The 26467-nt window shown below is 67.2% G+C and carries 17 protein-coding genes and 4 pseudogenes; 8 read left to right on the forward strand and 13 right to left on the reverse strand.

Annotation, left to right across the window (positions count from 1 at the left end; all coding sequences use genetic code 11):
* Nucleotides 1–444: 444 nt before the first annotated feature.
* The 7 genes and pseudogenes from ACZ5WE_RS36520 to ACZ5WE_RS36550 all read right to left on the reverse strand — a co-directional run bounded on the left by ACZ5WE_RS36520 (nt 445) and on the right by ACZ5WE_RS36550 (nt 10594).
* Nucleotides 445–2667, reverse strand: coding sequence for an endo-beta-N-acetylglucosaminidase (locus tag ACZ5WE_RS36520; protein ID WP_467695713.1), 2223 nt, complete (start codon nt 2665–2667; stop codon nt 445–447).
* A gap of 105 nt (nt 2668–2772) precedes the next feature.
* Nucleotides 2773–3126 (reverse strand): annotated as a pseudogene (locus ACZ5WE_RS36525) (helix-turn-helix domain-containing protein); the annotation flags it as partial.
* A gap of 262 nt (nt 3127–3388) precedes the next feature.
* Nucleotides 3389–5932: an acyl-CoA reductase gene (locus tag ACZ5WE_RS36530; RefSeq protein WP_467695715.1), complete on the reverse strand. Its 2544-nt coding sequence runs from the start codon at nt 5930–5932 to the stop codon at nt 3389–3391.
* On the reverse strand, nt 5932–7137 hold the full coding sequence (locus ACZ5WE_RS36535) for a LuxE/PaaK family acyltransferase (protein WP_467695717.1): 1206 nt from the start codon (nt 7135–7137) through the stop codon (nt 5932–5934). Before ACZ5WE_RS36535 ends, ACZ5WE_RS36530 begins: the two co-directional genes overlap by 1 nt.
* On the reverse strand, nt 7134–8327 hold the full coding sequence (locus ACZ5WE_RS36540) for a GNAT family N-acetyltransferase (RefSeq protein ID WP_467695719.1): 1194 nt from the start codon (nt 8325–8327) through the stop codon (nt 7134–7136). Before ACZ5WE_RS36540 ends, ACZ5WE_RS36535 begins: the two co-directional genes overlap by 4 nt.
* A 42-nt stretch (nt 8328–8369) precedes the next feature.
* Nucleotides 8370–9671, reverse strand: a complete 1302-nt coding sequence (locus ACZ5WE_RS36545) for an MFS transporter (protein ID WP_467695721.1) — start codon at nt 9669–9671, stop codon at nt 8370–8372.
* Nucleotides 9668–10594 (reverse strand): peptide MFS transporter, encoded by a 927-nt coding sequence (locus ACZ5WE_RS36550; protein WP_467695812.1) that lies wholly within the window; start codon nt 10592–10594, stop codon nt 9668–9670. The genes ACZ5WE_RS36545 and ACZ5WE_RS36550 overlap by 4 nt, the downstream gene beginning before the upstream one ends.
* A gap of 187 nt (nt 10595–10781) precedes the next feature.
* On the opposite strand from ACZ5WE_RS36550, the gene ACZ5WE_RS36555 reads away from it, so the two are divergent.
* Complete coding sequence (locus ACZ5WE_RS36555; RefSeq protein WP_467695723.1) at nt 10782–11438, forward strand: helix-turn-helix domain-containing protein; 657 nt, start codon at nt 10782–10784, stop codon at nt 11436–11438.
* 1038 nt (nt 11439–12476) lie between these two features.
* Here the strand turns inward: ACZ5WE_RS36555 and ACZ5WE_RS36560 are convergent.
* Nucleotides 12477–13313, reverse strand: a pseudogene (locus ACZ5WE_RS36560) (IS5 family transposase); the annotation flags it as partial.
* Nucleotides 13314–13443: 130 nt separating this feature from the next.
* Here ACZ5WE_RS36560 and ACZ5WE_RS36565 point away from each other — a divergent pair.
* Both ACZ5WE_RS36565 and ACZ5WE_RS36570 read left to right on the forward strand, forming a co-directional pair.
* The gene (locus tag ACZ5WE_RS36565; protein WP_467695725.1) at nt 13444–13629 is read left to right on the forward strand and encodes a LapA family protein; all 186 of its coding nucleotides are present in this window, start codon (nt 13444–13446) and stop codon (nt 13627–13629) included.
* 136 nt (nt 13630–13765) lie between these two features.
* Nucleotides 13766–14748 (forward strand): annotated as a pseudogene (locus tag ACZ5WE_RS36570) (IS5 family transposase); the annotation flags it as partial.
* 91 nt (nt 14749–14839) lie between these two features.
* Here the strand turns inward: ACZ5WE_RS36570 and ACZ5WE_RS36575 are convergent.
* The 3 genes from ACZ5WE_RS36575 to ACZ5WE_RS36585 form a co-directional block, all read right to left on the reverse strand.
* Nucleotides 14840–15346 (reverse strand): carboxymuconolactone decarboxylase family protein, encoded by a 507-nt coding sequence (locus tag ACZ5WE_RS36575; RefSeq protein WP_467695727.1) that lies wholly within the window; start codon nt 15344–15346, stop codon nt 14840–14842.
* A 190-nt stretch (nt 15347–15536) separates the two neighbouring features.
* A complete protein-coding gene (locus tag ACZ5WE_RS36580) occupies nt 15537–16547 on the reverse strand; it encodes an aldo/keto reductase (protein WP_467695729.1) in 1011 nt (336 codons plus the stop codon).
* 363 nt (nt 16548–16910) lie between these two features.
* Complete coding sequence (locus ACZ5WE_RS36585) at nt 16911–17465, reverse strand: hypothetical protein (RefSeq protein ID WP_467695731.1); 555 nt, start codon at nt 17463–17465, stop codon at nt 16911–16913.
* 244 nt (nt 17466–17709) lie between these two features.
* Here ACZ5WE_RS36585 and ACZ5WE_RS36590 point away from each other — a divergent pair.
* The 3 genes and pseudogenes from ACZ5WE_RS36590 to ACZ5WE_RS36600 form a co-directional block, all read left to right on the forward strand.
* Nucleotides 17710–17959, forward strand: a pseudogene (locus ACZ5WE_RS36590) (hypothetical protein); the annotation flags it as partial.
* A 62-nt stretch (nt 17960–18021) separates the two neighbouring features.
* Nucleotides 18022–18306 carry a hypothetical protein gene (locus ACZ5WE_RS36595; RefSeq protein WP_467695733.1) on the forward strand — a complete coding sequence of 95 codons (285 nt, stop codon included), beginning with the start codon at nt 18022–18024 and terminating at the stop codon, nt 18304–18306.
* A 69-nt stretch (nt 18307–18375) separates the two neighbouring features.
* Entirely contained in the window at nt 18376–18795 is a 420-nt protein-coding gene (locus ACZ5WE_RS36600; RefSeq protein WP_467695735.1) for a hypothetical protein, read from the forward strand.
* Between the two features lie 814 nt (nt 18796–19609).
* On the opposite strand, the gene ACZ5WE_RS36605 is transcribed toward ACZ5WE_RS36600, so the two are convergent.
* Nucleotides 19610–21217, reverse strand: a complete 1608-nt coding sequence (locus ACZ5WE_RS36605) for an alpha/beta hydrolase (protein WP_467695737.1) — start codon at nt 21215–21217, stop codon at nt 19610–19612.
* Nucleotides 21218–21556: 339 nt separating this feature from the next.
* Here ACZ5WE_RS36605 and ACZ5WE_RS36610 point away from each other — a divergent pair, with 339 nt between their 5' ends.
* Nucleotides 21557–23941 (forward strand): HAD-IC family P-type ATPase, encoded by a 2385-nt coding sequence (locus ACZ5WE_RS36610; RefSeq protein WP_467695739.1) that lies wholly within the window; start codon nt 21557–21559, stop codon nt 23939–23941.
* A gap of 558 nt (nt 23942–24499) precedes the next feature.
* On the forward strand, nt 24500–25843 hold the full coding sequence (locus ACZ5WE_RS36615; RefSeq protein ID WP_467695740.1) for a DUF2254 domain-containing protein: 1344 nt from the start codon (nt 24500–24502) through the stop codon (nt 25841–25843).
* A 90-nt stretch (nt 25844–25933) separates the two neighbouring features.
* Here ACZ5WE_RS36615 and ACZ5WE_RS36620 read toward each other — a convergent pair whose 3' ends face one another.
* Nucleotides 25934–26467, reverse strand: coding sequence for a CbrC family protein (locus tag ACZ5WE_RS36620; protein ID WP_467695742.1), 534 nt, complete (start codon nt 26465–26467; stop codon nt 25934–25936).

Below are 26467 nucleotides of genomic sequence, written 5' to 3' on the forward strand. Positions count from 1 at the left end.
CGTCCGCAGCGGAACCCCTCCAGTGGGCCCAGCCGATCGGACCAAGCCCGCAGCGCAACAGCGCTGCGGGCACACACGTGCGGGCATCCACGTGCGGGCATCCACGTGCCCTGAACAGCGCAAACACCCACCCGGACACCATTCACACCGCAGGTCCACACAGACACCGCGCGGACTCCGACTGACTCCGTGGGAAGGGCTGGGCACACGGCGACGTCCAGCCCGCCCACTTCGTGCTGGGCCCCGGACGCGGCCGCGCTGCTCTGCCCGGCCGCGTCGATGGCCCAGGTGCGACGTCGTGCCCTGCGCATACAGCTGCGGCGCTGCCCCCAACCTCTTTGAAGAGATCGGGTGGCAACACCGCGCCATACAGCTTGAGTTTGGCGCACACCGTCAAGGCGGGTGTGATGAGCGGTTGTGCGGCACACCGAGCCGGAGCCTGCCTCAGTTTCGCCACGTGTAGGTGAGAGGTACCGGCGCGGACGACGCGTACAGCTCGTTGATGGCGGTGACTTGGAAGCGCGAGGCCTTGGTCTTGCCGTTGCGCCGGATCTCCATGAAGTAGGCGGGCTCGCTCGTACCGCCGACGAATCGGAGGCTCTTGTCCGGCAGAACCTCGTGTACTTCGTAGTGGTGGACCTTGCTGGTCGAGCGGTTCCAGCGCAGGCGGATCAACGCAGATCCTTGGCTGGTCATGGATACCGTTTCAATCCTGACTGCGGTTGGTTTGGCCGGGGGCGCGGGCTGGGAGGGGGAGCTGCGGACGGTCAATGCCCCGAGTCGCCAGTTGGTTTCCTTCCTGGTGGCTGCGGTGAGCCGCACGGCGAGCCGGTGGATCGTCTTCCCGCGCAGGGCGGGGAGCAGGCGCCTCAGTGGGAGGTTCACGGTGGCCCACCCGCTGCCGCCTGCACGCAGCGACCCGGCGGGCACGAACAGAAAACGGGTCGGGGCGCCTGGGCTGTCAGGCTCGGCGAGGGCGACCGCGAGGTCGATACGCAGGGCGGGGCTGCCAGGATCGCTGCGGTGCACCAGCTGAACGGTGGCCTCGGGTGCGGTGATGCGAGTGGCATACAGTTCGACGGTGACCGGATCGGTGAGTGAGCCCGAGACCAGGAGACTGCTGCCGCCGCGCCAGGCGGCTTCAAAGTCAAAACTGACGCGAGGCTCTCGGCCCTTGGTGTAGGTGACTCCTCGCCGACTGGGCAGCCGGTCCTGCAGACCGAGGTGGTTCCACGGTGTGCGCGAGACGACCTTGCCGTTGCGGTACCAGCGAAGACCGTGGCCGGTGTTGAAGGTGGTACCGAAGGGCAGCGATGTCACCGTGCTGCGGTCGCCCTCGTAGACCGATGCAGGGCGCCAGGCCTCTCTCTGCGGCGCGGAGGGGTCGTGGTCGCGACCGGTCCAGAAGTGGTCGTCACGCTCGTGGAAGGCGACCGGCCTGCGCTGGGCGGTCCCCTTGCCCACCTTGAGGGTCCAGTCGGTCTCGAAAAAGCCGACGGACAGGTTGTGGGGGCTGTCGGCGGGAACGATTCTGTCCCAGTCGTACACCTTGTTGTATCCGGCGCGGCGCTGCCGGTCCGGCTCGGTGGTAATCCCGGCGTACAGGTCGTAAGGACTACGTCCCATGGACTTGGCGTGGCCCGTCGACCTCTCGAGGAAGCCGAGGGGACTGCTCGACCACCAGAAGTTGAGGAACATCGAGTTGGCCTGGGCGAACATCGGCTCGTTCTGGCTGTTGAGCTGGTTCTGCCAGGCCAGTTTGCCGTTCGGCAGCAGCGAGTCGTACCACTGGATGTGCAGATCCGGCGCGGTCTTGCGAAGGTACTTGAGGAACGCCAGCATGCTGGCGCCGATCTTGGGCGCGTCAGGGAAGTCCACACCACCCCGCTCCGTTTGCGTCTCAGGATTGATGAACCATCCGTCGAAACCGTAGGTGCGGGCCACTTGGATCAGTTTGTCCGCGATCGGGAAGCGTTTGCGTTTCTCGTCATACTCGAGCAGGTCACGCGTCCAGTCCAGGAGCCCGCCGTGCTCTCTCTGCGGCAGGAAGACGTTCCCCAGCACACGGACACCGTTACGGTGCGCGGCATCCACGATCGGCGCGGCCGGCGCGGTAATCACACCCTCGCCTGCTGAGCCCGCCCAGTAGACGAGTAGGTCGATCCAAGACCAGTGGGTGAAGGCGTAGTAGTCGGCGGTCGCCGCCCCCTGGGACGGGTGTCTGGAAGTCGATCCGAAGGACGCGAGGGCTGCGACACGTGCCTGACCGGTGTGCGCCGAGGCGTTGGCCGGTACGGGTGTGAAGCGTTTGGCCAACGGGACGACTGATCTGTTGAACGCCAGGTCCGGGTCAGACCGGGGCGTCCACTCGCTAAGCCGACGCCATACAGCTCCGGGATCCGGCTTGCGGTGCTCCTCCCCTCGGATCTCGTTGGGGAGCCTCTTGGGGAACCAGTACATGACGTACGGCCTGGCTGAACGAGGCGAAGGCGCCAGGGCGTTGGGAGCTTCCACCCATTCAGGGCTCTTGCCCGCCAGCGCAGTGGCGCTACCCGACGCCAGAGCTCCCACGGTCATCCCAACACCGGTGACCAGGATGCCTCGCCTGGTTGCACCCGCCCCCGGCATGGCGGGGTTAGCAGTTTCAATAGGGAGGCGTTCAGGCATGATCATTTTCCTTTACCTTCGCTGGATCCCGCTAACCTAGAACGCTCATGGTGTTGACCGCGGGGACGCGCAAGACAATCGCCCTGAATCACCTGCTCGGCCTCATCCGGCGAGAAGCGGTCGGATCACAGCCAGCCGACCTCGCTGACCGTCGGCGGCAAGACCTACGACGGCCCATACGGCTCCACGGACCAGAGCGAGCGCATCAAGCGCGGCGACACCTACTTCCACAGCCTCTTGTATGTAGCGGTAGACGGTCGCGACGCCGATGCCGAATCCAGCGGCGAGCTGAGCGTAGGTATCGCCGCACCGCAGGTGGGCCAGGGCGAGGAGAGCCTGTCGGCCTGCCGTCAGCCGCCGCCATCAGGTACCGATCACCCGTCCGCGGAGGGCGAGTTGGCCCGTCAGATACCGCAGAGTGCGGCTGGACAGGTCGATCGAGGACGGGTAGACAAGCACGCGAAGCTCCTGGCAGCGCGGTGGATCTTGGTCGTGACACCGTCCACCAGGAGCTTCGTCGTTGCGCAGCAACATCCAACTTGTGGCCTGCCCCGGCAGGTTGGAAAGGGCTCAGTTGCCGGCGGTGACACATACCACCGCCTGAACGACTTCACAGCAGCGAGCAATCCCCCGCACAAGCCGGAGCCGGCCTGATCGTCGGGTGGAGGTGAGCGAGGGTCACCTGCAGTGCGCCTGTGGCCTACATCGCGGCGCGGGTGTGTCAGCCGATGCGGCGGTCGAGGACCGTGCGGAGCTTGCCACTGCCGTTGGCGCGCTCGAACGCGGTCGGGGCGACCGCCTCGACCTGCAGGTCGAGCAGCCGTTCAGCCAGGACGCCTTCGCGCAGTTCAGGGTAGTGGGCGAGCAACGCCTCGTTCACTGCGTGCGGTTGGGGGCTGTGGTCGCGCTCCATCCGTACGGTCACACGCTCGCGCTGCTGCCCTGGTTCGATCACCAGTTGCAGCTCGCCGCAGTAGCCCAGCTGCTCGGCGGTGATTTGGACGAAGCGGCGATAGTTGAGGAAGTAGGTGCCGGTGCGCACTACATCACCTGTGCGGCCAAGTAGTTCGAAGCGCGGGGTGGTGCGTCCGCAATCGCACGGCTCCTCCAACCAGCGGCCCACGTCGCCTTGTTCGTATCGGTTGATGGCGGGGGCGCTGCGGGTATGCGGGGTGAATACCAGGCGGCCGGTCTCGCCGGAGGTCACCGGTTCGTCGGCGTCGACCTTGAGGATCTCCAGGGTGAACAGGTCGCTGAACAGGTGGTGCACGCTGCCTTCGGCATGACTGCACTGGTGGGCCATGGTGCCCAGGTCACTACCGCCGTAGACGAAGGAGCGGATCACGTCGATGCCGTAGTGTTCCCGCAGGTGGCGGCGCTGTTCCGGGCTGAAGTGCTCACCACCGTAGAAGATCTTCTTGATGCCTCCGTATTCCCGCAGCTGGTGCCCGCTGTGCTGGAACAGCTGCCAGATATACGAGGGCATGGCCAGCAAGGTGTTTGCGTCGTGCTGGATGAGGGTGCGGGCGATCTTCTCGTAGTCCAGACCGGCAGCCACCGGCAGCTGGGCGGCGCCGATCGCCGCCAGCATCCCGTTGCCGTACAGGAAGCTGCCGTACATGCCGCCCGCGTAGAAGAGGTTGGCGACACGGTCCGTGCGTACGTCGAGTCCGGCGGCGACGAGTCCTTCGCCCGCGTGCCGCTCTTGTATCCGCCAGTCCGCGTAGGTGTACACAGCTAGCGCTGGGGTGCCGCTGCTACCACCGCTGTGGATGTGCAACTGCGCCTTGTCCTGTGCGATGTGCTCATTGAGCTGCTGTACATCGGCCTTCGTCAGTACCGGCTGAGCGGTGTCGGGCAACTGCCAGGCCGGAATCTCGGTCGTGGTGCGGGGACTCAAGTCGTCCAGGCGGGCGTCGTGGATGAATCGTTCATCCAGGCGAACGCTGAGGCGGCGGCTGTAGCGCTGCAGCGGATACAGGCCGTCGTGCGGCTCGCCCGCGTAGCTGTCCAGCATCGAGTCCACGGGAGTGACGCGGAGCACGCCCGCGGTGAACAGCCGGGCGGTGAGCTCGGCCACGTCCGTTCGGGCGGCGGCCAGTCCCGCGGTCTGCAGGTAGCGGCGCATGGGCCGCAGGACGGGGCCGATCGCCTCGCGCGGCAGAGGCTTGACCCAAACCGTGCGGTACAGCGGCGAGGCCCGCAGCGCAGAGCGGTGGTCGACCAGGATCCGCCAGGCCCCGTCGGCGCTCTCGTGGACCTGGGTGAGACCGAGGTGTTCCTCGGCCTGGGCGACCAGGACTGTGGTGGTGATCTCGGCACGCTCCTGCACGCTCGGTGCGGCAGCGGAGAAGTTACCGCCGCGCTCGTCGAGCGCTGCACCCAACTTCGTGGCGAAGTCGGCGAGCTCGGTGCGGTCAGTGGTGTCCAGGTAGACCACCTGTGGGCTGGAGCATGCCTGCTGGTCCAGGCGGCAGACGCCGTCCGCGACACCGTTCAGGGTCTCGGGGTCGGCCCAGGCATCGGCCGTGAGGTAGGCGAAGGAGATGCGGTGGCCCCAGGAGATGAGGCGGCAGCCCGCCGGGACATGCTCCGCCACACCGGCGATGGCCTGCTCGCCGCCCCAGGCGGCGACCGCGTCGGCCGACGCGCACATCAGCTTCAGCCAGTCGGCGCGCGCCGAGGAGAAGCGCAGCACGATCAGGCGCTCGGCGATGCGGCCATCGGGGTCCTGGGCGGCCAGTTTGTCCAGGATCAGATGGGTGAACAGCGAGTCACCGCCACTGGTCTTGATCACGTTGAGATTGCCGCTGAGCAGGCCCTCGACCGCACTGAAGACGCCGACGATGGGGTCGTTGCTGGCGGTGATGTGCGCCAGCAGGCCCACCGGCGCCCACGCCTCGAAGACGGGCGTGCGGAAGTCGGCCCGGTGAAGGCTGTGCGGGTCGGTGCCGCCCAGTTCGACGGTCAGTTTGCGCTCCAGACCGTCGCGGCGCAGGAAGTCGGCCACCTCCTCAATGCTCTGTCGGGCCGCCCCATCGTCCATGCCGGAGGCGACGAGGTAACCGCGGAGTTCGGCGCGCAGCGGGTTGGCTTCGTCGGTCAGGACGCGGGAGAGCTTGTCGCACGCGGCGATGACCTGTCGGGCGGGCAGAGGTCGGGCGAGTACCTCACCGCTGAGGGCCGGCAGCTCAGTCAGGAGCTTCTCCGCTTCCGCGTCGTCGATCCAACGTCCCTGCCACAGGTGGTTGTTGAGGGCGGGCATTACGCCGCTCCCTTCATCAGTTCGGCAGCGGCGATGGCACAGCTGCGATTGGTGCTGGTGCCGGCCCGGCCGTGTATCTCGAACCAGTCGGTCTCCAGGCCGCAGCCGCAGTCGGAGCCGGGGCGCACGGAGACCAGATCGCCCATGAGCACGCTGTGCACGGGAACGGAGGTCATGAACGGCGATACGCAGTGCAGATTGCCCTGTTCGCCGTACGGCAGCGGGGACAGCGTCTGCACATCCCGGACGAAGATGCGCGACCACACTGGTGCGTGCAGGTGGTGACGGGCGCACTCCGCGTAGGTGACGCCATGCTCGACGGCGCCGTAACTGTCCCGCACGCGCTCGTGCGGGATGCCCAGCTGCTCCTCGATGCGGTCGTACAGCTCGGTCTTGCTGATCTGGCGACCAGTGTGGCCCTTCCAGCCGCCGCCGAGGTAGATGAAGGAGTCTGCGCGTAGCTTCAGCGGCGGGATGCCCATGGCTCGCATCCGCTCCAGGGTGAACCACAGGAAGGATGGGAAGCCCAGGATCCGTACGGGAAGGTCCTCTTCCGCATAGCGCAGCAGGGCGGCGACGCTGCCGAAGGGGTCGAAGACATGCTCGTCGCTGACCGCGCGCAGGGCGTAGGCACGGTCGTTGATCGGGGCCATGTCGCACAGAAAGTCATCGGTGAAGGCGGTGCCGAGCTTGAGGTCGTCGGTCGGCTCGTAGCTGTAGAGCAGGTAGTTGTTGGGCTGCTCGGGGGTGACGAACCCGTAGTGATCCAGGACGAAGGCGGCCATCCGCATGACCGAACCGATTGACCACTCGTCGAAGAACATCTGCGACTTCTGGCCGGTGGTGCCCGAGGAGGTCAGGTGCGCCGCGATCTGCTCGGGTGCGATCGACTTCACCTCGTGGGTCTTGAAGAAGTTGGCGTGTATCAGCGGCAGAGCAGCCGCGTCGTCCGCCGTCTTCAGAGCTGTTCTGCCGTGCTCCTGTCGCAGGCTGCGGTAGAACTCGGAGCCCGTGGCGTGCCATTCATCGACCTCGGCCAGAGCCTGGGTGAACAGCTCGTCGATCTCCCGGCCCGTCGCGTAGGGCGCGCGCAGGTCGCCGAGCTGCTGCAGATGCGGCAGGCGTGCGGGGTCGGGCACCGTCAGTGGTGCAAAGTACTTCAGATGCGCGGACCTGGCGCCCGTCGCGGCTTGGATGAGCGTCATCGCTTGAGGTCCTCCGAAAGGGAGTTGAGCGTCGAGGTACAGGTGCTGCGGTAGTGCTTGAGGTATGGAGTGAAGCCATGGTCCACGGACAGGGTGTGCGGGTCCGGCTGCCTTGAGGCGCGGGTAAGTACCACGTAGTCGTGCCAGACAGCGCCGAAGTGGCGCATCGCCGGGTACACCCCGCTGGGTACGAAGCCGTGGGCGAGATAGCGGTCCACCTGCTCGACGTCGGCCAGCGGCACCATCGTTTCGAGGTAGACCACACCGCGCTCTGTCGCGGTGCGGACGACGTTGCACAGCGCGCTGCCCATCGTGTAGGCCGACGGGACGACGTCCAGCAACACACCGCACCCGGTCTGCGGATCGATCGCGGCGTAAGCCTCGAACCGGCCGTCGTCCGGTGTGAAAAAGGTGTCCGGGGCGCTGAGCGGAAGAGTCATGTCGTGGCAGGTGTGCTTGCCGTAGCGCCGACGTACGAACTCGGTCGCTTGAACCACTTCAAGTGGTGCTGGTGCGGGTTCGGTACAGGTGTGAGATGCGGCCTGGTGGTGCAGCGATGTGACTGGGCGGGCGGGCCGCCCGTCGAAGTCGATAGCAGCTGCCTCGCGGGCCGCGTCCAGCAACGGCTGTATACGCTCGGAGACCTCCACAAGCGGGGCGCGCTCGGTCAGGATACCCGGGCGATGCCGGATCAACAGTGCCAGCGTCTCGCGCCCCTGCACTTCGATCGCCCCGGGCAGCAGCCCGAAGGGGCGAAACCCGTTCCTGATCAGGGCGCGTTGCGACGCCGGGGAGACACAGCGCGCGGTCGCGTACATCGAGTCCAGCTCGCTGTCCGGACCGAGGGCCTCCTCGCACAGTGCGGACAGCAGGGAGTGGGCAACACCCGCGCCGGCGTGGGCGGGGTGCACGGCGACGCCCTCGACCTTGCCGATTCGGGCAGCCGGATCTGCGCGCAGTACGGCCGAGCCCACCACCTCGTCGGTCGCCACGTCCCGGGCGACCCTCCAGCGGACGGTCGGGCTGCTGAGGGCCTGGCGCATTACTGTGGGGTCGGTGCCCAAGGGCAGCGGATAGGCGCCTCCGTAGACGGTGCGGTAGAGCTGGCGCAGCGCGCTGGTGTCGTGGACCGTCGCGGCGTCGATGAGTACGCGGTCTCGCCCTGTGGGGCGGGTCAACAGCTCGGTCATGGGGCTCCGTTCGTGAATGCCTTGAGTCATGGACGGGGGAAGTCAGCTTGTGGTGGGACCGGATGCCGACCGGTGGCGCAGCAGCAGTACAGCGGCGACCGGTAGCAGGCCTGCGGCCTGGACCAGGCACAGCACCTGGGCCGAGACGATGTCGCCGACCAGGCCGAAGGCCAGGGACGCCAGAGGGAAACTGACGCCCAGGAGGGCGAGCATGGCGGCGAAGAACACCGGCTTCGCCGCCGGTGGCACACTGCGCTGGAACAGCGCGACGAACACCACGTTCGTCACGCCGACGGCCCATCCCGCGGCGAAGAGGCACCCCAGGAAGAGGTTCCGGTCGGCGACGATGCCGGGAACCACGAGCGCTGCCCCGAACAGGGCCATGCAACCGGCGCCGATGCGGCCCGGATGCCCCGGGAGTCGCTTGCCGGTGAAGACGCCGAGCAGCATGCCCAGCCACAGGGCACCCTCAAGCAGCCCGAGGGTGAGCGCCGGGTGGTCGAGTACGTTCTTGGTGTAGAGCGGCAGGATCAGGAAGGTCGCGGTGATGAAGAAGTTGGCCACCGCGAAGCAGACCAAGGCCAACCGGATGAACGGCAGACCCGCCAAAAGGCGCCATGCACGCGTCAGCCCCCCTTGCACGTCGCCGTCCCCCTCCGCGGCCACCGGACGGAACCGGGCCCTGGCGAGGAGGGTGGCGGCCCCGATGTAGGCGAGCGCCCCGGCTGCTGTCACGCCGACCAGGCCGACCTGCTCGACCAGCATCGCGCCAAGGAGGGCGCCCGCCATGCCGACCAGAGAGAACGTCGACTGCTCAAAGGCGGTGGCGTCCTCAATATCCGCGTCGTCGACGAGCTCCGGCACGGCCTTGGCCAGGCAGGGGTCGAACAGCGCCTGACAGGCGGCCAGTCCCAGCATCACCGGATAGACGGCGACCGTGGGGATGTCGGACAGGGCGGTGTAGGCGGCGATCGCTGCGGCCAGGGCGGCTCCGACCAGCACGGCAGAGCGCAGCACACGGCGACTGCGGTGCCGGGCGATGGTACGGGCGATCAGTGGGGCGCACAGCACCGGCGGCAACGCGGCACACGCCAGGAACAACCCGGAGGCGATGCCGCGCGCATCACTGGCGACCCGGCCGAGCACCCACCACACGGCGGCCATCTGGTACATGCGGGTGGCGCTCTGGCTGAGCAGCTGGGCGCCCCACACACGGGCGAAGGAACGATTGCGGACGAGCAGTGGCCTCCGGGCCGGTTGCGGAATAGATCTGTGGGCAGAGGGTGCTGGGTCCCGAGCAGGGGGTGCGGCTGCGGCACCCCGGCGGTCGGTTATCTCGCTCAAGACACGTCCCCCATCAGACGCTTCACCATCGGCCGGCAGGCGAGCAGAACGGCGCCCGCGACGATCGCGAATCCCTTGTGCAGGGCGAAGTGGCCCACGCTGCCGACGGGTGTGCCGTCAAGGAGTTCGATAACGCCCACGACGGCCGATCCAGCCGCGACGGCCAAGAACCACAGGCCCACGATCTGACTCGCGTACTTCTGCGGTTGGAGCTGGGTGGAGGCGGCGAGGCCGACGGGGGAGAGGCACAGCTCCGCCACGGTCTGGATCAGGAAGACGATGATCAGCCACAGCGGGGAGACCTTGACCTCGCCCGCCGCTGCCCCTTGCGCCAGCGCCACGACGAGGAACGACGTGCCGATCCCGAACGGCGCCAGCGTGAACTTCGACGTCGTGCTCGGGTTGCGGCTGCCGAGCTTCATCCGGAGCGCGGCGAACAGCGGCGCGAGCACGACGATGTACAGCGGGTTGACGGACTGGAACCAGGAGGGGGGGAGATCCAGACCGAACAGGGGCTTGTCCGTGTGGCGCTCCGCGAACGCACTGAGTGGCGAGCCCGCCTGCTGGAAGATCGTGAAGAAGATCGTGGCGGCGGCGAAGAACCATAGGTAGCCCGACATACGGCGCTGCTCGGCCGCAGTCAGCTCACGACCACGCTTGATGCGTATGAAGCACACGACGGGCAGCAGCAGGATGCCGATCAACAGGGGCCACAGCGCCCACTCGACCGTGAGGCTGCCGGTGCTGGCGAGCAATGCGTATACGAGCAGCACGGGCCAAGCGAAGAGCGCGCTCCGGCTGAGGAGACGCGTGCGCTCCGGGCGGGTGATTGGGTTAGGGACGAGGGTGCTTTGGGGGCTCAGATGCCTTGCCCTGAGCAGGAGTTGGGCCAGGCCGAGAGGGGGCCCAAGAGCAGGCTGCATCAAAGAAGTCGGCAAGGCAGGCTCCCGAAGGTCAGGACGATGAACTAGATGTAAAGCGGAGAAGTTCCGCAAAAACACGTGATTGCGATAAATCAAGCATCAGGTGCCAAAAGGTACGCTGACAAACACATTGCCGCTCAGGCAAAGAGCCAACTTCGCCCTCCGTCAGAAGGGGCCCACGCCGGCCATGACGCCTGTGACCCGTAACCCGGAATCGACCGCCTTGTCCGGACCGCCCGAGCCGCTTCACGTGGGACCGCGCCTGAGGGAACTACGCCGACAGAGCTCACTGACGCTGGAGGCCGCGGCCCATCGCATCTGCCTGTCGCCCGCGTATCTCTCGAGGATCGAGACCGGAAAGCGACAGCCGCCCATGCCCGTGCTGCTGGCTCTGGCGCGCACTTACGGCACGACGGTGTCCGACCTGCTCGGCGAGACCATCCCCGAGCGCCACCAGATCCTCCGTGCCGATCAGGCGCAGGAGGCCACGGTCGGCGGCTGGACCTACTGGACGATCAGTGGCCCCGGTCGCGCACTCCAGGTCCTACGCCTGGAACTACCCGGACCCGCCAAGGGCCGTGGGACGTCCCAGAGCGTTCAAGAGGTGCGTATGCATCATGGGGAGGAGTGGCTACGCGTCGAGCGGGGGCAGATGCAGCTGACCCTCGGGGGCGGCGTACATCTGCTCGGCGAGGGCGATGTGGCCCATTTCGACTCCAGCACGCCGCACCGAGTGGTGGCGGTCTCGCGTGGCGGCGCCGAACTGCTTTTCATGCACACCCTGTTGCAAAGCAGTGCCGCCGAACTCTGTCTGGGAAACGTGGTGTCTGCCCATTCCGTTTGAGGCGGAGCGTTGCCACACGTTCGCCCGTCTGGCCCCCGGTGGCGCAGGCTGTCGATGCCCGGTTGCCTCCTGTGCGTCCGCCCGATCGTGCTGGGCGGTCGCTACACCGGCGCCGTGAACTCCGATGATCGGCAAGGCCAATGCGAACGCCGTACGCGATCCTGGCGTCCAGGCCGGATGTCGACCCGGCCGACTGCAACGCCTACGGGGGCATCCATCGGGCCCGATGCTCGCCTGCGTCGCTAGCCCCGTGGCCGCTGGCGACGATCCCGTGCGACGGGGCCTTCTCTCACAGACCAAGCATCAGGAGTCGCTTCGACGACAGTATTTTCGCGGCCACGGCCGCCATAGGTATCACCAGCACCGGCGCACACCTCCCTCAGCGAGTGGTCTCTAACGCACCCGTGGCCGAACGGGCGGGCGTCAGCGAGAAATGGATCGTCCGTAAGTCCGGCATTCAGGAGCGCGGTAATGCCGCAGGCGCAGAGGCGATACCCGACCTCGCCACCGAGGCCGTGCGTGCCGGGAAGGAGTACTCCGGCATCGCCGCCCGAGATGTCACCTGGCGATCGACGCGATCTCGTTCCCCGTAAGCCACAGCCGGACACCGCCTGCATCGTCCAGGACTGCCTGGGCGTCGTTTAGGCCGCCGCCTTCGATATCGACGCGGTCTGTGGGGGCTTCACCTTCGCCCTGCCAACCGGCGCCCAGCTATTGGTGGCCCGGCCGCAGCGAGCGCGATTGACAGCACGCCTGAGAAGCACCGCGACCGAGACGCGAGCACTCCGGCGATCCCAGCACAAAGGATCAAGGAGTGGCACATACGCACATCCGCACACTCGGACGCGCCCTGAAGGGTTCCGCGTTCGGCCTCGGTTGCACGGTGTCTGCCTTCCATGGCGGCAGCGAGGAAGCCGCTGCGATTGCCACCATCCACCCCGGAGTGCGCCCGAAGAGCCTGCGACGCCTCACTCGCCCGGCTGGACGTCCGTCGACTTCATCGACTTGGAGATTCCGCGGGTAGAGGACAAGGCGGCATGGTCGGCGGGCTGGCCGTGTGTCCCAGCGTTGGCTGGTCCAGGCTTCGCGGATGAGGCGTCGGATCACGATGATCGCGGTCATCAACGCGAGCAGCGCGTTGATGACGACCGGTCGACGTTCCGTGCAGGACAGGGTGAAGTTGAAGCCGCGGCTGTACCAGGAGTTGGTGCGCTCGACGACCCAGCGGCGAGTGTGGTTGATCGGGATCACGACGCCCTTGGGCTGGATCCGCCACTCGCAGCCGAGATCGGTCAGCAGTTTGCGGGTGACCGTGGAGTCGTAGCCCGCGTCAAGGTGCACCGTGATCTGCTCAGGCAACGCGAGCTCGAAACGCCCGAGCTTATCCAGCGTCGGGCGCAGCAACGGGGAGTCGTGCCGGTTCGCGCCGGTCACGACACAGCCCAGCGGGATCCCGCTTCCGTCGGTCATCCGCGACCACTTGATCCCGAGTTTTCCTCGGTCGATCGGTGATTTCCCGGCGACCTCGCCACCGCAGGGCGCTTTGGTGATCTGCCCGTCGACGGTGATGTCGGCCAGGTCCAGGCCCACGACAAGGTCGTAGGTCGCCAGCACGATCTGCTCCAGCCCTGCGAAGACACCGGCCGCGATCCACTCGTTGCGTCGGGCTCTCATCGTGGTTGCCGAGCACGATTGATCGGCGTGCTTCTCGTACGAGCCGCCGAAGACGAGTTTCGCGACGAGCTTGTCGAACACGATCCGGTCCGGGATCCGTGGGTTGTGACAGCCCCACGGATGTGTCTCGAGATGCGGTGGCAGGAGGGCCTCGAACTGGACCCACAAGGGCTCGATCGCCCATGCTTCGACGGCGGGCACCGGTGCTCCGTTGGCAGATGTGGAGATGTAGGAGTCCCACGTCAAAACGGATCCCGGTGCCCGCGTCACATCAGCCTGACGCCCCTACCCGCGAGATCTCTTACCAATTGACCAAACTCAGGAGCAGTCGGTGGACGTCAGCTGCTTCGGTGCCCACGGGCACGTTCCGCTGTGCGTGGCCCTGCTGCTGGCTGCGGTGGCGGGCATCCCGCACACCGCGCTGGAGGGCAGAGCGCAGATCATGCGGGTGCGCGCGACCGCCCGCAAGCACCGCCGGGCCCACCACAGGGCTGTGAAGGACGAGGCCAAGGACTAGGGCCTGTTCTGAGTTGAGATCACGGGATCGGTCATTCCCGCTTCAGGAGGGTGCTGGCTGCGGTAGACCGGTCCCGTGACTCGTGGTGATCTGGCCGATGCCGAGTGGGAGTTGATCGAGCCGCACCTGCCGCTGGGGGGCGTTCGGACCGATCCCTGACCTGCGCAGCTACTTCAACGCGGTGATGTGGCGGTTCCGTACCGGCAGCCCTTGGCGGGATGTGCTGGAGAGCTACGGCTCCTGGTCGACGATCTATGACCGGTTCCGGATGTGGGCGCGTGACGAAGTCTTCCAGACCCTCATGGAAGCGATGATCGCCGAGGCGGCGGCCCGCGACGACGTCGATCTCAGCCTGGTCAGCGTGGACTCGACCGTTGCCCGCGCACATCACCACGCGACGGGCATGGTCGTCGACCCCGAACTCCTTGAGGATCTGGAGAAGGCCGCGGCGGAGGAAAAGGGGCTGCAGCAAAGGGGCAAAACGACCCCGTAGGCGAGCAGCGCGACGGCGGTGCCGGGGTTCAGGGCGACCCCGTAGGCGAGGGGTCCGCGGACAGGGAGGATCCCGAGCGGGAACAGCGCCGCGCCGTGTGCCGACGCTGCAGGGTCCGACTGCGGGTCGCCGAACTGGGCCGCTCCCGGGGCGGGCTCACCAGCAAGGTCCACCTTGCCGTCGAGCGGCGCTGCCGCCCGCTGTCCATCATCCTCACCCCCGGGCAGGCCGCGGACAGCCCGCGCTTCATCCCGGTCCTCAAGAAGATCAAAGTGCGTGGTCCCGTCGGCCGCCCCAGGACCCGGCCGGACGCAGTGGCCGGCGACAAGGCGTACTCCTCCCGCGCCAACCGCGCCCACCTGCGCAGACGCAATATCAAAGCGGTGATCCCGGAGAAGGCCGACCAGGCCGCCAACCGCAAGAAGAAGGGACGCTTGGGCGGCCGCCCGGTCAGCCACGACGCCACGCTCTACAAGGACCGCAACACCGCCGAGCGCGGCGTCAACAAGATCAAGGAATGGCGGGGGCTGGCCACCCGCTACGACAAGACACCGGGCAGCTACCTCGCCGGACTCCACCTCTGCGGAGCCATGCTGTGGATACGCAGCCTCCCGGCCACTCCGTGATCTCAACTCCTGGTTGCGCTCGACGCGTCTGCGGGTTGGCCTGTTCGGATCCCGCCTCGGGACCCGAGCATCGAGCCTTACCCGGGTGGCCTCACTTCCACGGGTCGGTGAAGGACCGGCCGGGCACCGGCTTGGCGATGAGCGCCACGGCGATGAAGAAGTTGACCTGGCCGATCGCGAACATCAGCGTGGCCAGCGCCTTGTCCTCATAGTGCTCGGCTGCCTGTGCATACAGCTCGTTGGAGACCCTCTCGCCGTCTGCGGACGGCTGAAGCACGGCGTCCACAAGTGCCAGCGCGGCACGCTCAGCACCAGTGAAGTACGGCGAGTCCTGCCAGGACGCCACCGACATGATCCGCTCCTCCGACTCCCCGGCCTTGCGCAGGAAGCCCGTGTGCAGAACGGTCAGGTAGGTGCTGCCGACGATCTGACCTGCACGCAGCTGGATCAGGCTGATCGTGGAGCGCGGTACCGAACCGTTGCCGGTGACCTTGAACAGCGCCGCCGAGACCTCCGCCAGCTCGGGGACGAGCTCAGCGGGGTCCTCGGGCATCCGCGGAACCATCGGGACCTCTGCCGTGATCGAACGTGTTTCCATCGCCGTCTCCTTCGGGCTTCGTGTTGATGTCACTGCCCTGACGGATCGCGGCCGAGAAATGTGACACGGAAGCCAGTCGTTCTTGGTCAGGCAGAGGCCCGGTTCCAAGCAGTGTCAGTCAGTGGCACTCTCGCCCACCGTGATCTCAACCCAGAACAGGCCCTAGTCGAAGGCCCGGCGGTAGCCCGGACTACCGGGAGCCCGCCACAGGGCGCGACTTGTAGAAGGACTCCTCCAGGTAGGCGACCTCGTGCGGCTGGTAGGGCTCCTCCAAGTAGGCGGCCTCGTCTTCGTCGAGTGCGACGTCCACCGCGGCGAGTGCGTCGGCCAGCTGGGCCGGCTTGGTGACCCCGACGATGGGCGAGGTCACCGCCGGGTTGCGCATGACCCAGGCCAGGGCGACCTGGGCCGGGGACAGACCTCGCTTGCCCGCGATCTCGTGGACGCGCTCGGCCACTGCCTGATCCCCGTCGCGGTAGAGGATCTTGCCGCCCTCGTCGGTCTCGGCACGCGCCGTGGCGGTGTCCCGGACCCGCGTCAGCCTGCCCCGCGCCAGCGGGCTCCACGGGATCACGCCGATGCCCTGGTCGGCGCAGAGCGGGAGCATCTCCCGCTCTGCTTCTCGGTGGATGAGGTTGTAGTGGTCCTGCATCGACACGAACCGGGTCCAGCCGTTCAGGTCAGCCAGGTACAGGGCCTTGGCGAACTGCCAGGCGTACATGGAAGAGGCTCCGATATAGCGGACCTTCCCGGACTTGACCGCGTCGTGCAGCGCCTCGAGGGTTTCCTCAATCGGGGTGTCGTAGTCCCAGCGGTGGATCTGGTACAGGTCGATGTAGTCGGTCCCCAGCCGCTTCAGGGAGGCGTCGAGCTCGGCGAAGATCGCCTTGCGGGACAGCCCGGCGCCGTTCGGGCCGGGGCGCATCCGCATCCAGACCTTGGTGGAGAGAACGACCTCCTCGCGCCGGGTGAAGTCCTTGACCGCCTGGCCGACGATCTCCTCGCTGCTTCCGGCGCTGTACCCATTGGCCGTGTCGAGGAAGTTGACGCCGCCATCGAGGGCCTGCTTGATGATGTCCCGGCTGGCGTCCGCGCCCAGCGACCAGGGCTCGCCGCCCCGGTCCGGCTCGCCGAAGCTCATGCAGCCGAGGGTGATGGCGGAGACTTCCAGTCCGGTCGTTCCGAGTTTGACGTATCGCATGCGCCGAACCTAGGAGTTGGAGTGCGCTCTAACACAAACTCGGAGGCGTGGGCATGTTCCGCTGGTCCGGGCGGCGGTATCGCAGCGCTCGCGACGGCGCCCCTACCTATTTCACCTGCCTCGCCGCAACCCGGACTCGCCCATCGAGGAGACGGCCGGGGCCACCGCTCATTTCTCTCGCGAGCGCATCCTGCGCCCCCGTCACTGAAAACGATCTTTGACAACGCTCAGGCGCTCGGCACCCTATCCGTGCGCGTGGCAGATACCGGCGGGGCGCGGGTGCTGGCCTCAATCGTGTCCAGCACCGAGGCGACGTGGCAGGTTGCGGTGCAAAGAAGAACTCGACGGATGCCCTATGTCGGTTCAGCCGTCGAGTGTGGTGCTCCTGCGGCGCAGAGCGTGGGTCGTGTAGCCAAGGACGCCTGCGATGAGGACGGCACCGGTGATCAAGGCCGTGCGGGAATCGGTGAAGGTGCCGCCCTCGCCAGCGTGGACGCCACGGTTGGGGGGCGTGCCACGGGCCACGGTGAAGGAGGCCGTCCACTGTCCGTCGCCGGGGCAATTGCCGTCGACGCCCCATTCGGAGGAGGGGCCGACGGGGTTGGGGCCGCCCTTGAAGTTGCCGGCGGGGGCGACACGTGCGGTGCCGCTGTAGGCGGGGCCCGCGACAGTGTCGTCGTTGCCGGGGACGTGTGCGAGCTTGACCGTCCCCTGCTCGAAGGCCTGGGAAGTGGCGTCGATGGCCGGCGGGGGCGTGCCGCCGGTCGCCGGGCAGGAGACCGACACGGTGACGGTGCCGCCGGGGGCGATACGGCGCGGCGATACCTCGGCGTCTCCGCCCGCGTGAGCGACGGCCGTAGCGCCGAAAACCGCGGCGACGGCAAGAGCGAGGGTGGCCAAGGATCTGCTGGTACGCATGAGACCCATCAGAGCCTACCCGTACGTCACACGCACGGCGGGGGCCCCCGGCTGGGTCTCGGCGTAGTGCTCGCGCTGGGACGCCTGCAGTCCTTCTTCAGCCACAGGCTGTCAGCTACCCGAGCTCGGCGTGCCACGCTGATCTGTGCATCACAGGCCTGGCCCGTCAGGCGGGGGGTGCCCCTATGTCTTTGGTCAAGGGAAACAGGGCTGCGTTGTACCCGGGGCCGGGCGACATGGCGGGGTGACTGACCTGCTGTGGGATGACGTGAAGTGCTTCTTCGCCCCGGACTTGGTGGGGTCGTTGCCGGACATGCGTGTCCCGGATGCCTCGGTGGAGAACTGGCAGGCGGTCCTCGATCTCGTCGCGGAGAAGGGCTGGAAGTGCCAGTACTTGGAGGGAGAGATGGTGCTTCCGGTGCCCCGGGGCCCGGGCGGCGGCCGTGCTGTCCCGCTCTGCGGATGCCGAGTGCCCGGATCTGCGGGTCTGGCCGAAGCACAAAACGCACCACCCGTGCATGCCCCCACCGCGCCCCGCAGCTGAAAGGCCCCCGCGATGACCACCCCGTTCCCCTCCCCGTACGTGGCCGACGCCCTGCGCCCGCGCTTCGAGCTCGTCGTGAACCGTTACGGGGCAACGCTCGGCGCCCGCCCCAACTCGGCCGCGCGCTGGCTGTCGGTGATCGAGACCCGCAGCGCGTCGACCGTGGAGCGTGCGATGAAGATGGCCGGGGAGACAGCCCGCGGCCACAACATGATCATCCGATACCAGCTCGCGCGCCGGGAGAACGGGATGACGTACTACCCGTGCGTGAAGAGCACCGAGATCCCCGCCTGCTGATCGACGTTGTCAGTGCTGCCGTGCACCCTGACCAGACAGACCGATACCCACGAGGAATGGAGCCGCACCGTGTTGGACGTGTACCACCGGGCGAACGCGTGGGCCCAGAGCGCCAAGGCGGCTCGCGCGCACGCCGACGCGCTGCACACCCTGCGTGCAGCCGCACAGGCCCATCCTGAGATCGCTACGGCGCTCGCCGCCCTCGATCTTGAGCAGCTCGACGCCCACCGCCTCGACCCGATCGGCCTTGACCTCAACCTGGCCGAGGCGGAGCGCGAAGTCGATCTGTCGGCAGCCCACGCCGAGGGCTACCGACGCTCGGCAGAGGCCGACGGCAACCGCCGGTGCATGTGCGGGCACACGCTGAACCACCACGCACACGAGCTCACCGATGGTGGCACCCTGCCGTGCGGGATCAACGGCGACGAGGGGCCGTGGAACTGCCTCGACCTCACATTGACCAACACACGTTGGTCGTTTGCTAGTTGATCGCATACGGCACGTCGGCCAGCACTGTGTGAGTCCGCGGACGAGAGTTGCGCAAGCCGGGCCAGGCGGGCGGCGTGATCAGCTTCTTGCTGTACGTCGCCCGGGGCCGGCATTCTCATTGGCCCTTTGACCCATGCCTCGGTCAGTCCCCGTGTGGGCACACGCGCGCCGTGGCGTACGAGACTTTCGGCAAGTTGCTCCGCCGGGCCGACCCGGACGGCACCCGTAGGAGCCAGTACGACGCCATGGCCATCGGGCCCGCGAAAGAGCTCAAAGTTCCCAAGTCTGCTGCCCGAGGACGGGTCCTGAGTTATCGAATTCCGGTGCAGATGTCCGGGTACCTGGCCCATGCCGACGTCCCGGTGACGTCCGGCTGGGGCCGGGACAGCGTTATGTCTCGGCCAAGGGAGCCTCGTGCAAGTCGGCACGCGGGACGGCCGGCAAGTCTTCCACCGTCCGGTGCGCGCTGCGTCACATGCACCCCGGAGCCGGCCAGTTCAGACCTGTCGTCATCAAGGTGGTGGTGGCTAAGAACGCCCCGGCCAAGGTGACCGCCACCGCCACCGTCGTGTCCTCACCCCTGGACTCGGATAAGAAGGACAACACGCGCACGCTGGGTGTGGCCATCCGAAAGTAGCCGGCGGGTCCCATCCACCCCCGGGCCAGACCCTGGGCCAGCGTCCTAGGCCTGGAGAGGAACCTGCCAGTTGCCTCCTCCTTTAGCTGGGGTCCCACAGCCGACCGGAATGGCCTGCCCCTAGGAGGCCATTCCGGAACAGGGCGATCGACGTGTCTCACGAGGCATCGCGGGGGATCAGTTGTCCGAGCTGCAGGATGAGCCGCTCTTGATCAGCGTGCCGTACAGCAGGAAATCGTCGACCTTTTGCTTCACGCACTTCGAGGAGAAGTACGCGGCGTGCCCGTCGCCCTTGTTGTCGAGGACGACCGCCGAGTCTCCGAGCCGCTTGGCGGTCTCGACCGTCCAGCGGTAGGGCGTGGCAGGGTCGCCTCGCGTGCCCACCAGCAGAAACTTCGGTGTGTGCACGTTCTTGATCCTGCGGACGAAGTCGGTGCCTGCGGGGAAGCCCGCGCACATCTGGACCTGGAGCAGGGCGGTGGGGCCGAAGATCGGCGAAGCCTTGGCGTAGTCGCGCGCCATCCGCTCGAACTTGGCGGTGTTCTGAAAGTCGGCGACTGTGAGGCGGTCTGGGTCGTCCGCGCAGTTGACAGCCCTCAGCGCGATGCCGGAGTTGTCGTCCGGCGGTGGCTTGACCGCCTCCTCTTTCTGCGCTGTGCGCGTAGGGACGCGTGCGTTGGAGATGCCGTCGGGTCCCTCGTCGCCGGAGCCGTTGGGGTCGGGATCGGGCGGCAGCAGGGAGCCGCTGATCCGAAGCAGCGATTTGGGGTCGTCGTCGGTGATCAGCGAGGTGAGCGCCTGCGACAGGTAAGGCCAGTTGCCCCTGCCGTAGAGCGCTTTCGACAGGGATTGGACCAGGTCGTCGCCGGTGAGCTCCTGCCCGTTGCTGGCTGCCACGGGTTTCGCGTTGAGTGTGGTCACCAACTTGGCGATGTTCTGCTTGGCGTCTCGGGAGTTCGCGCCGAGCGGGCAGCCCTCGTTGTGCGCGCACCAGGTCACGAAGTTGTCCAGCGCGGTCTGCTGGCCCTGGGCGCCCACGAGCGATGAATCGCTCAGCGGTTCGGTGAGCGTGTCAACTCCGTCGAGCACGAGCCGGCCTGTGTGCTTGGGGAACTGGGCGGTGTAGACGGCGCCGAGCCGCGTCCCGTACGAGAAGCCGAGGAAGTTGAGCTTCTTGTCGCCGAGGATGTGGCGCATCACGTCGAGGTCGCGTGACACGTTGATGGTCCCCATGTGCTGCAGCACTGGCCCGGAATGCTTCTTGCACTCCTCGTACGCCTTGGTGAACATGTCCATGGCGGAGGCCGCGCTGTTCTCGTCACCGTTCGAGGCGGTCGAGGGCTGGTCGCTGCCGTCACCGCAGGTGGCGGGCGAGCTGAAGCCGACACCACGCGGATCAAAGCCCACTACGTCGTACGACTTGGCGAGGTCCCCGAACGCCTTTGCCCGGCCCGCAACCTGGGCGACGCCTACGGCGCCGGGACCGCCGAAGTTGAGGAGCAGGGAGCCGCGCTTCTTGCCGGAGGCTGGAAGCCTGTTGAGGAAGAGCTCGATCGTGCCCTTGTCCGGCGCTGCATAGTCCAGGGGAACGGTGACCTTGCCGCACTGCATGTCCCTGGGGATCTCTTCGAGGACGTCCCCCAATGCCTTGCAGCTGGACCACGTGAACTTCTGCTCGTAGATGTGGGACAGGTCGGGGTCGTTGCCATCCGCGGCTGCAGCGGGCGCTCCCACTCCCACCAGGGTGAGCGCCACGGCATTGCCGAGCACGCAGCGTATTCGCATGGCTACCTCCAGCGATTACCCCTCGCCTCACGATAGGTGGCCTCGAGCGGTGCCGCCTGTTCGGCCACTCTCCGTCGCCGGAAGGCTGCCGGGCTTGGAGATTCTTCCTGCGCGCGTCCCCGTCTTCACCCGTCCGCCGGTACCGCGATGGCCTCGGCTGGGCGTTTCCGTGGGTGTGGCTCACCATGATCGAGAGGGAGCTTTCCGGTCCCGAAAAGGGACTCCGGTGCTGATCACCTAGGGCGGTCCTGACGTGACCTGTGCCGTGACCGCTCTCGTCTCAGGGCCGTTCGGTCCGGCGGCATCGTAGGCACCGACCACATGACGGGCGGCAGGAGCATGGCGTTGCCGGATGAATCGCTGTACCGAGTCAGCTCCCGTGGGCTGTCGAGTACGCAGGTGGCCGAGCGGGTCGCGCGCGGCGAGGTCAACGACGTCCCGGTGCGCAGCAGCCGTTCCACTGCGGACATCGTCCGCGGCAACGTCTTTACCCGCTTCAACCTGATCATCGGTGTCCTGTGGATGATCATGCTGTGCATCGCTCCGTTCCAGGACACACTCTTCGGCCTCGTGATCCTGGCCAACACCGGCATCGGCATCTTCCAGGAACTGCGGGCGAAGAAGACCCTGGACAATCTCGCGGTGATCGGCGAAGCCAAGCCGACGGTGCGCCGCGACGGCAGGTCGGCCGAGGTGTCCGCGTCCGAGATCGTGCTCGGCGACCTGATCGAAATCGGGCCCGGGGACAAGATCGTGGTGGACGGTACATGCGTGGAGACGGACGGCCTCGAGGTCGACGAGTCGCTGCTGACCGGCGAGGCCGACCCGGTGGTGAAGAAGCCTGGCGACCCGGCGATGTCCGGCAGCTTCGTGGTCGCGGGCGGCGGCGCGTTCACCGCGACGAAGGTCGGCAGAGAGGCCTACGCGGCGCAGCTCGCAGAGGAGGCCAGTCGATTCACACTCGTCCACTCCGAGCTGCGCTCCGGCATCTCCGTCATCCTCAAGTACGTGACCTGGCTGATGATCCCTGCCTCGATCGGCCTGGCCATCACGCAACTCCGAGTAGAGAACGAGGGGATGCGCAGAGCCATTTCCCGGGCCATTGCCGGGATCGTGCCGATGATTCCCGAGGGTCTGGTGCTGCTGACCTCCGTAGCCTTCGCGGTCGGTGTGATCCGGTTGGGGCGCAAGCAGTGCCTTGTGCAGGAGCTTCCCGCCATCGAGGGCCTGGCGCGTGTGGACACGGTCTGTCTCGACAAGACGGGCACCCTCACCGAGGGCGGCATGGATGTCACGGAGTTGCGCCTGCTGAACGGCTCGGACGAGGCCTACGTACGTAAGGTCCTCAACGCTCTCGGCGAGTCGGATCCCCGCCCCAACGCAAGCCTGCAGGCAATCATCGACGCCTATCCGGACGGCGAGGGATGGCGTTGTACCGAGGTGTTGCCCTTCTCCTCGGCCCGCAAATACAGCGGCGCAAGCTTCAGCGAGGGCAACGGCGAGAAGTCGACCTGGCTGCTCGGCGCCCCTGATGTATTGCTCCAGGGCGACGACCTCGCCCTCACCGAGATCGAGCACCTCAACGAGCAGGGACTACGCGTGCTGCTGCTCGCCCGAGCAAAGAAGGAACTCGACGACACAAACGTCGCAGACGGCGCCCAGGCAACCGCACTCGTCGTCCTGGAGCAGCGGCTGCGCCCGGACGCCGCTGACACGCTGCGCTACTTCGGGGACCAGAACGTCGCCGCCAAGGTCATCTCCGGCGACAACGCCGTCTCGGTCGGCGCGGTCGCCGGCAAACTCGACCTGCCCGGCGCGGACCAGACGGTGGATGCACGCGAACTTCCCTCCGACAAAGAAGCGTTGGCCCAGGTCCTTGACGACAACGCAGTGTTCGGCCGCGTCACCCCGCAGCAGAAGCGCGACATGGTCAGTGCCCTGCAGTCCAAGGGCCACACCGTCGCGATGACCGGCGACGGAGTCAACGACGTACTCGCCCTGAAGGACGCGGACATCGGCGTTTCCATGGGATCCGGCTCGGAGGCGACGCGCGCAGTCGCCCAGATCGTGCTGCTCAACAACAGTTTCGCCACGCTGCCTTCGGTGGTCGCCGAGGGCCGCCGCGTCATCGGCAACATCACCCGCGTCGCCACCCTCTTCCTCGTCAAGACCGTCTACTCCGTCCTCCTGGCCGTACTCACCTCCATCTGGCAGGTCAGCTACCCCTTCCTGCCCCGCCACCTGACCCTTCTCGCCACGCTGACGATCGGCGTTCCTGCCTTCTTCCTCGCCTTGGCGCCCAACACGGAGCGCGCGAAGCCGCACTTCGTGCGCCGCGTCATGCGGCACGCCCTGCCGATCGGTGCGGTTGCGGGCGCAGCGACGTTTCTCACCTACGTCCTCGCCCTCGGTCATTACAGCGGGGCGGACGCGCGCAAGGCGGAGACCAGCGCCGCGACCCTGACGCTCTTCCTCGTCTCCCTGTGGGTCCTGGCGATTGTCGCCCGCCCCTACAACTGGTGGCGGATCTGCCTCATCGCCACGATGGGCGCCGGCTTCCTGCTCGTCCTCGTCGTGCCCTGGCTCCAGGACTACTTCGCGCTGCGCCTCGCAGGCAGCACCATTCCCTGGGCGGCGGCCGGAATCGGGATCCTCTCTGCGGGAGCAATCGAATTCATCTGGCGGTGCCTCGACCGCACCGAGAACGAGAAGGTGAGCGTTTGAGACGCGTGGGGGAGGGGCCGCATGGGGCCGCATGGGCCCAGCTCCTCCGGCTCTCACCAGCTGACGCGTCTGCGATGCCGAGCCCGCCGGTGGGTGGCATCGCGTATTCCAGGGCGTCGAGGAAGTCCTCGTCAAGTTCCATGGCCTCCGGCAAAAGCCCCCGGAACCTTGGCCGGCCAACCGCTCGCAGACGGGCGGCCCCTGCCCTCGCTCTGGGGCGGCCGTCCGGCTGTCGGAGGCGCGGTTTCCGCCATCCTGGTGCTCATGATCCGACTCTAGGAAGACCCCGCCGACATCGCCCCTCGGAACGCGCAGGGTTCGGACGGGCGCGGCACGGTGTGGAGTTGCCGACCCGTCGTGCGAGGTGTGAGCTGTACAGGGTCAGATTGGGAGAAGGCATGGCCTCTCCCATGGGCCAGCACGCCCTAACACGTCCGCATCCGCATCCGTATCCGTATCCGCATACGCATCCGCATACGACCGGCGGACGGTCGTTCAGGCACCGAACATCGACGTCAGGGCCTCCTGTGGGGCGTCATGTTTCCGAAGGAGCTAGGCATGGCGGGCTGGCACTGGTACCGCACGCGCCGTCGTCTGCGAGTACTGCCGGTGTGGCGACTGCCGCTGGCGATGCTGGCGGTCGCGGTGTTCCTGTCATGGCTGCTGCCGCTGGTGGACCGCAGCCTGGCCGGTTGGGAGGGCGACTACGGCGGTCAGTTCTTCCCCACGGTGGACGACAGCGCCATGTCCAACCTGCTCAGCGCCGTAGCCGGCGGCATGATCACGCTGACCGGTCTGGTCTTCACCGCGCTCACGCTCGCCATGCAGTTCGGGGCGGCACAGCTGTCCGTACGCGTGGTGCCGATCCTGCGCCAAGACCCGATCATGCGCTGGTCCATCGGGGTCTTCCTGGCTACGTTCGTCTATACCCTGCTGGTCTCCGTGCGCCTGGCGGTGCATGAGGAGGAATACCGCCCCATCCTGTCCGTCTTCTGCGCCATCGCCCTCTCGGTGATCTGCGCGGTGCTGTTCCTCGCACTCGTCACCCGCGTGACCGGCGTCCTGAACTCGGGCTACTTGCTACGCTCGCTGGCCGCCCAAGGGCGGCAGGCGGTACAGCGCACCCATCCTCGTCTCCCCGGCAGCTCTGTGCCGACGGCGCCCGTAGCCATACGGGACGAGGAACTTGTAGTAGTGCGGCTGGGCGCCCCGCCCCGCAACGGGCAGGTGCTGTTGTCCTTCGACGAGCGGCGCCTTGAGACGTTTGCCCAGGCGTGGGGCGTCAGACTCGAACTCATCCCGGTCGTCGGCGACTTCATCGCGCATCAGGCGCCGCTCTTTCACGTCCATGGCCCCGCCGACCACACCGCCCGCGCCGACCATGAAGTCCTCGTGCACTGCCTGCTCTTCGGCGAGACGCACAGCGCTGCCACCGACCCGGCCGGAGCCTTGCGCGCCCTGGTCGACATCGCGCTCAAAGCACTTTCCCCCGCCATCAACGACCCCGGCCGCGCCGTCCAGGCCCTCGACCACATCGAGGACCTGCTCGTCATGCTCGCGCCCCGCCTCCAGGGCACCTGCCATGCGGCGGGCGGCGGACACCTCACCTACCGCACCCGGTCGTGGCCGGATTACGTATGCATCGCCACTGACGAGATCCGGCACTTCGGCGCCACGTCCATCCAGGTCCAGCGGCGCCTGCGCGCCCTGTACGCCACGGTGGCCCAGGTCTGCGACCCAGCACAGGTCGCCCCGCTCTCTGTCCGTCTGGAGACGATGGACGCTGTAGCCGCCGTCCAGTGGCCCCAGGAACTCGACCGCTACCTGGCCCGCTGTGCCGACCCGCAGGGCCTGGGCACTGAGAGGGGCAGCGCTTTGGAGACACCCGGGACATCGACTTGAACTTCTGAGTGGCTGCAAGCTCATGAGAACCGACATCACAGCCCACGAACATCGGGGTTCCATCTCGCGGGCTGCCGAGCTCAGTAGCCGTTATGAGGCGTCGGCGTAGGCGAGGTGGGTGCCGCAGACGGTGCAGCGGAAGAGCATCGCGGTGGCGTCCTGGCCGAGGTGGGTGAGGAACTGCTCGAGGTGGGCCGCGTCGTGCCAGCCGTCCATGCGCAGGTCCTGCCTGAGCTGGTCGAGGGCTTCGGGGTGGGCTGCCAGTTCGCTGTGTCCGACCTCGCCGATAAAGGCGGCCGCGTCGTGGCAGTGGACGAGCCAATGCGGATCCTGCCAGGCGTGGAAGCCGGGCGTGCGGCGGGTGACGTTGTGCAGGATCTCGTCGCTGACGCCGTCGAGTCCGTAGGAGTCCGTGAACTCGCCGGCGAATCGTTCAGCCGCGTTGCCGTCGGCGATGCACCAGGGGCAGAAGCGTCCGCTGGTCTCATGTTCGGTGTAGAAGGTCGCGGTGTAGATCCACCCCGTGGCGCGGTTGCAGCACTCGCAGGTCTCGGTGCCCGCGCGGATGGACCCGCTGGCGAGCGGATCGGGGTGATAGCGGAAGGCAGGAAGGTCGGAGCTCAC

It is taken from the genome of Streptomyces sp. NPDC033180 (assembly GCF_055577645.1).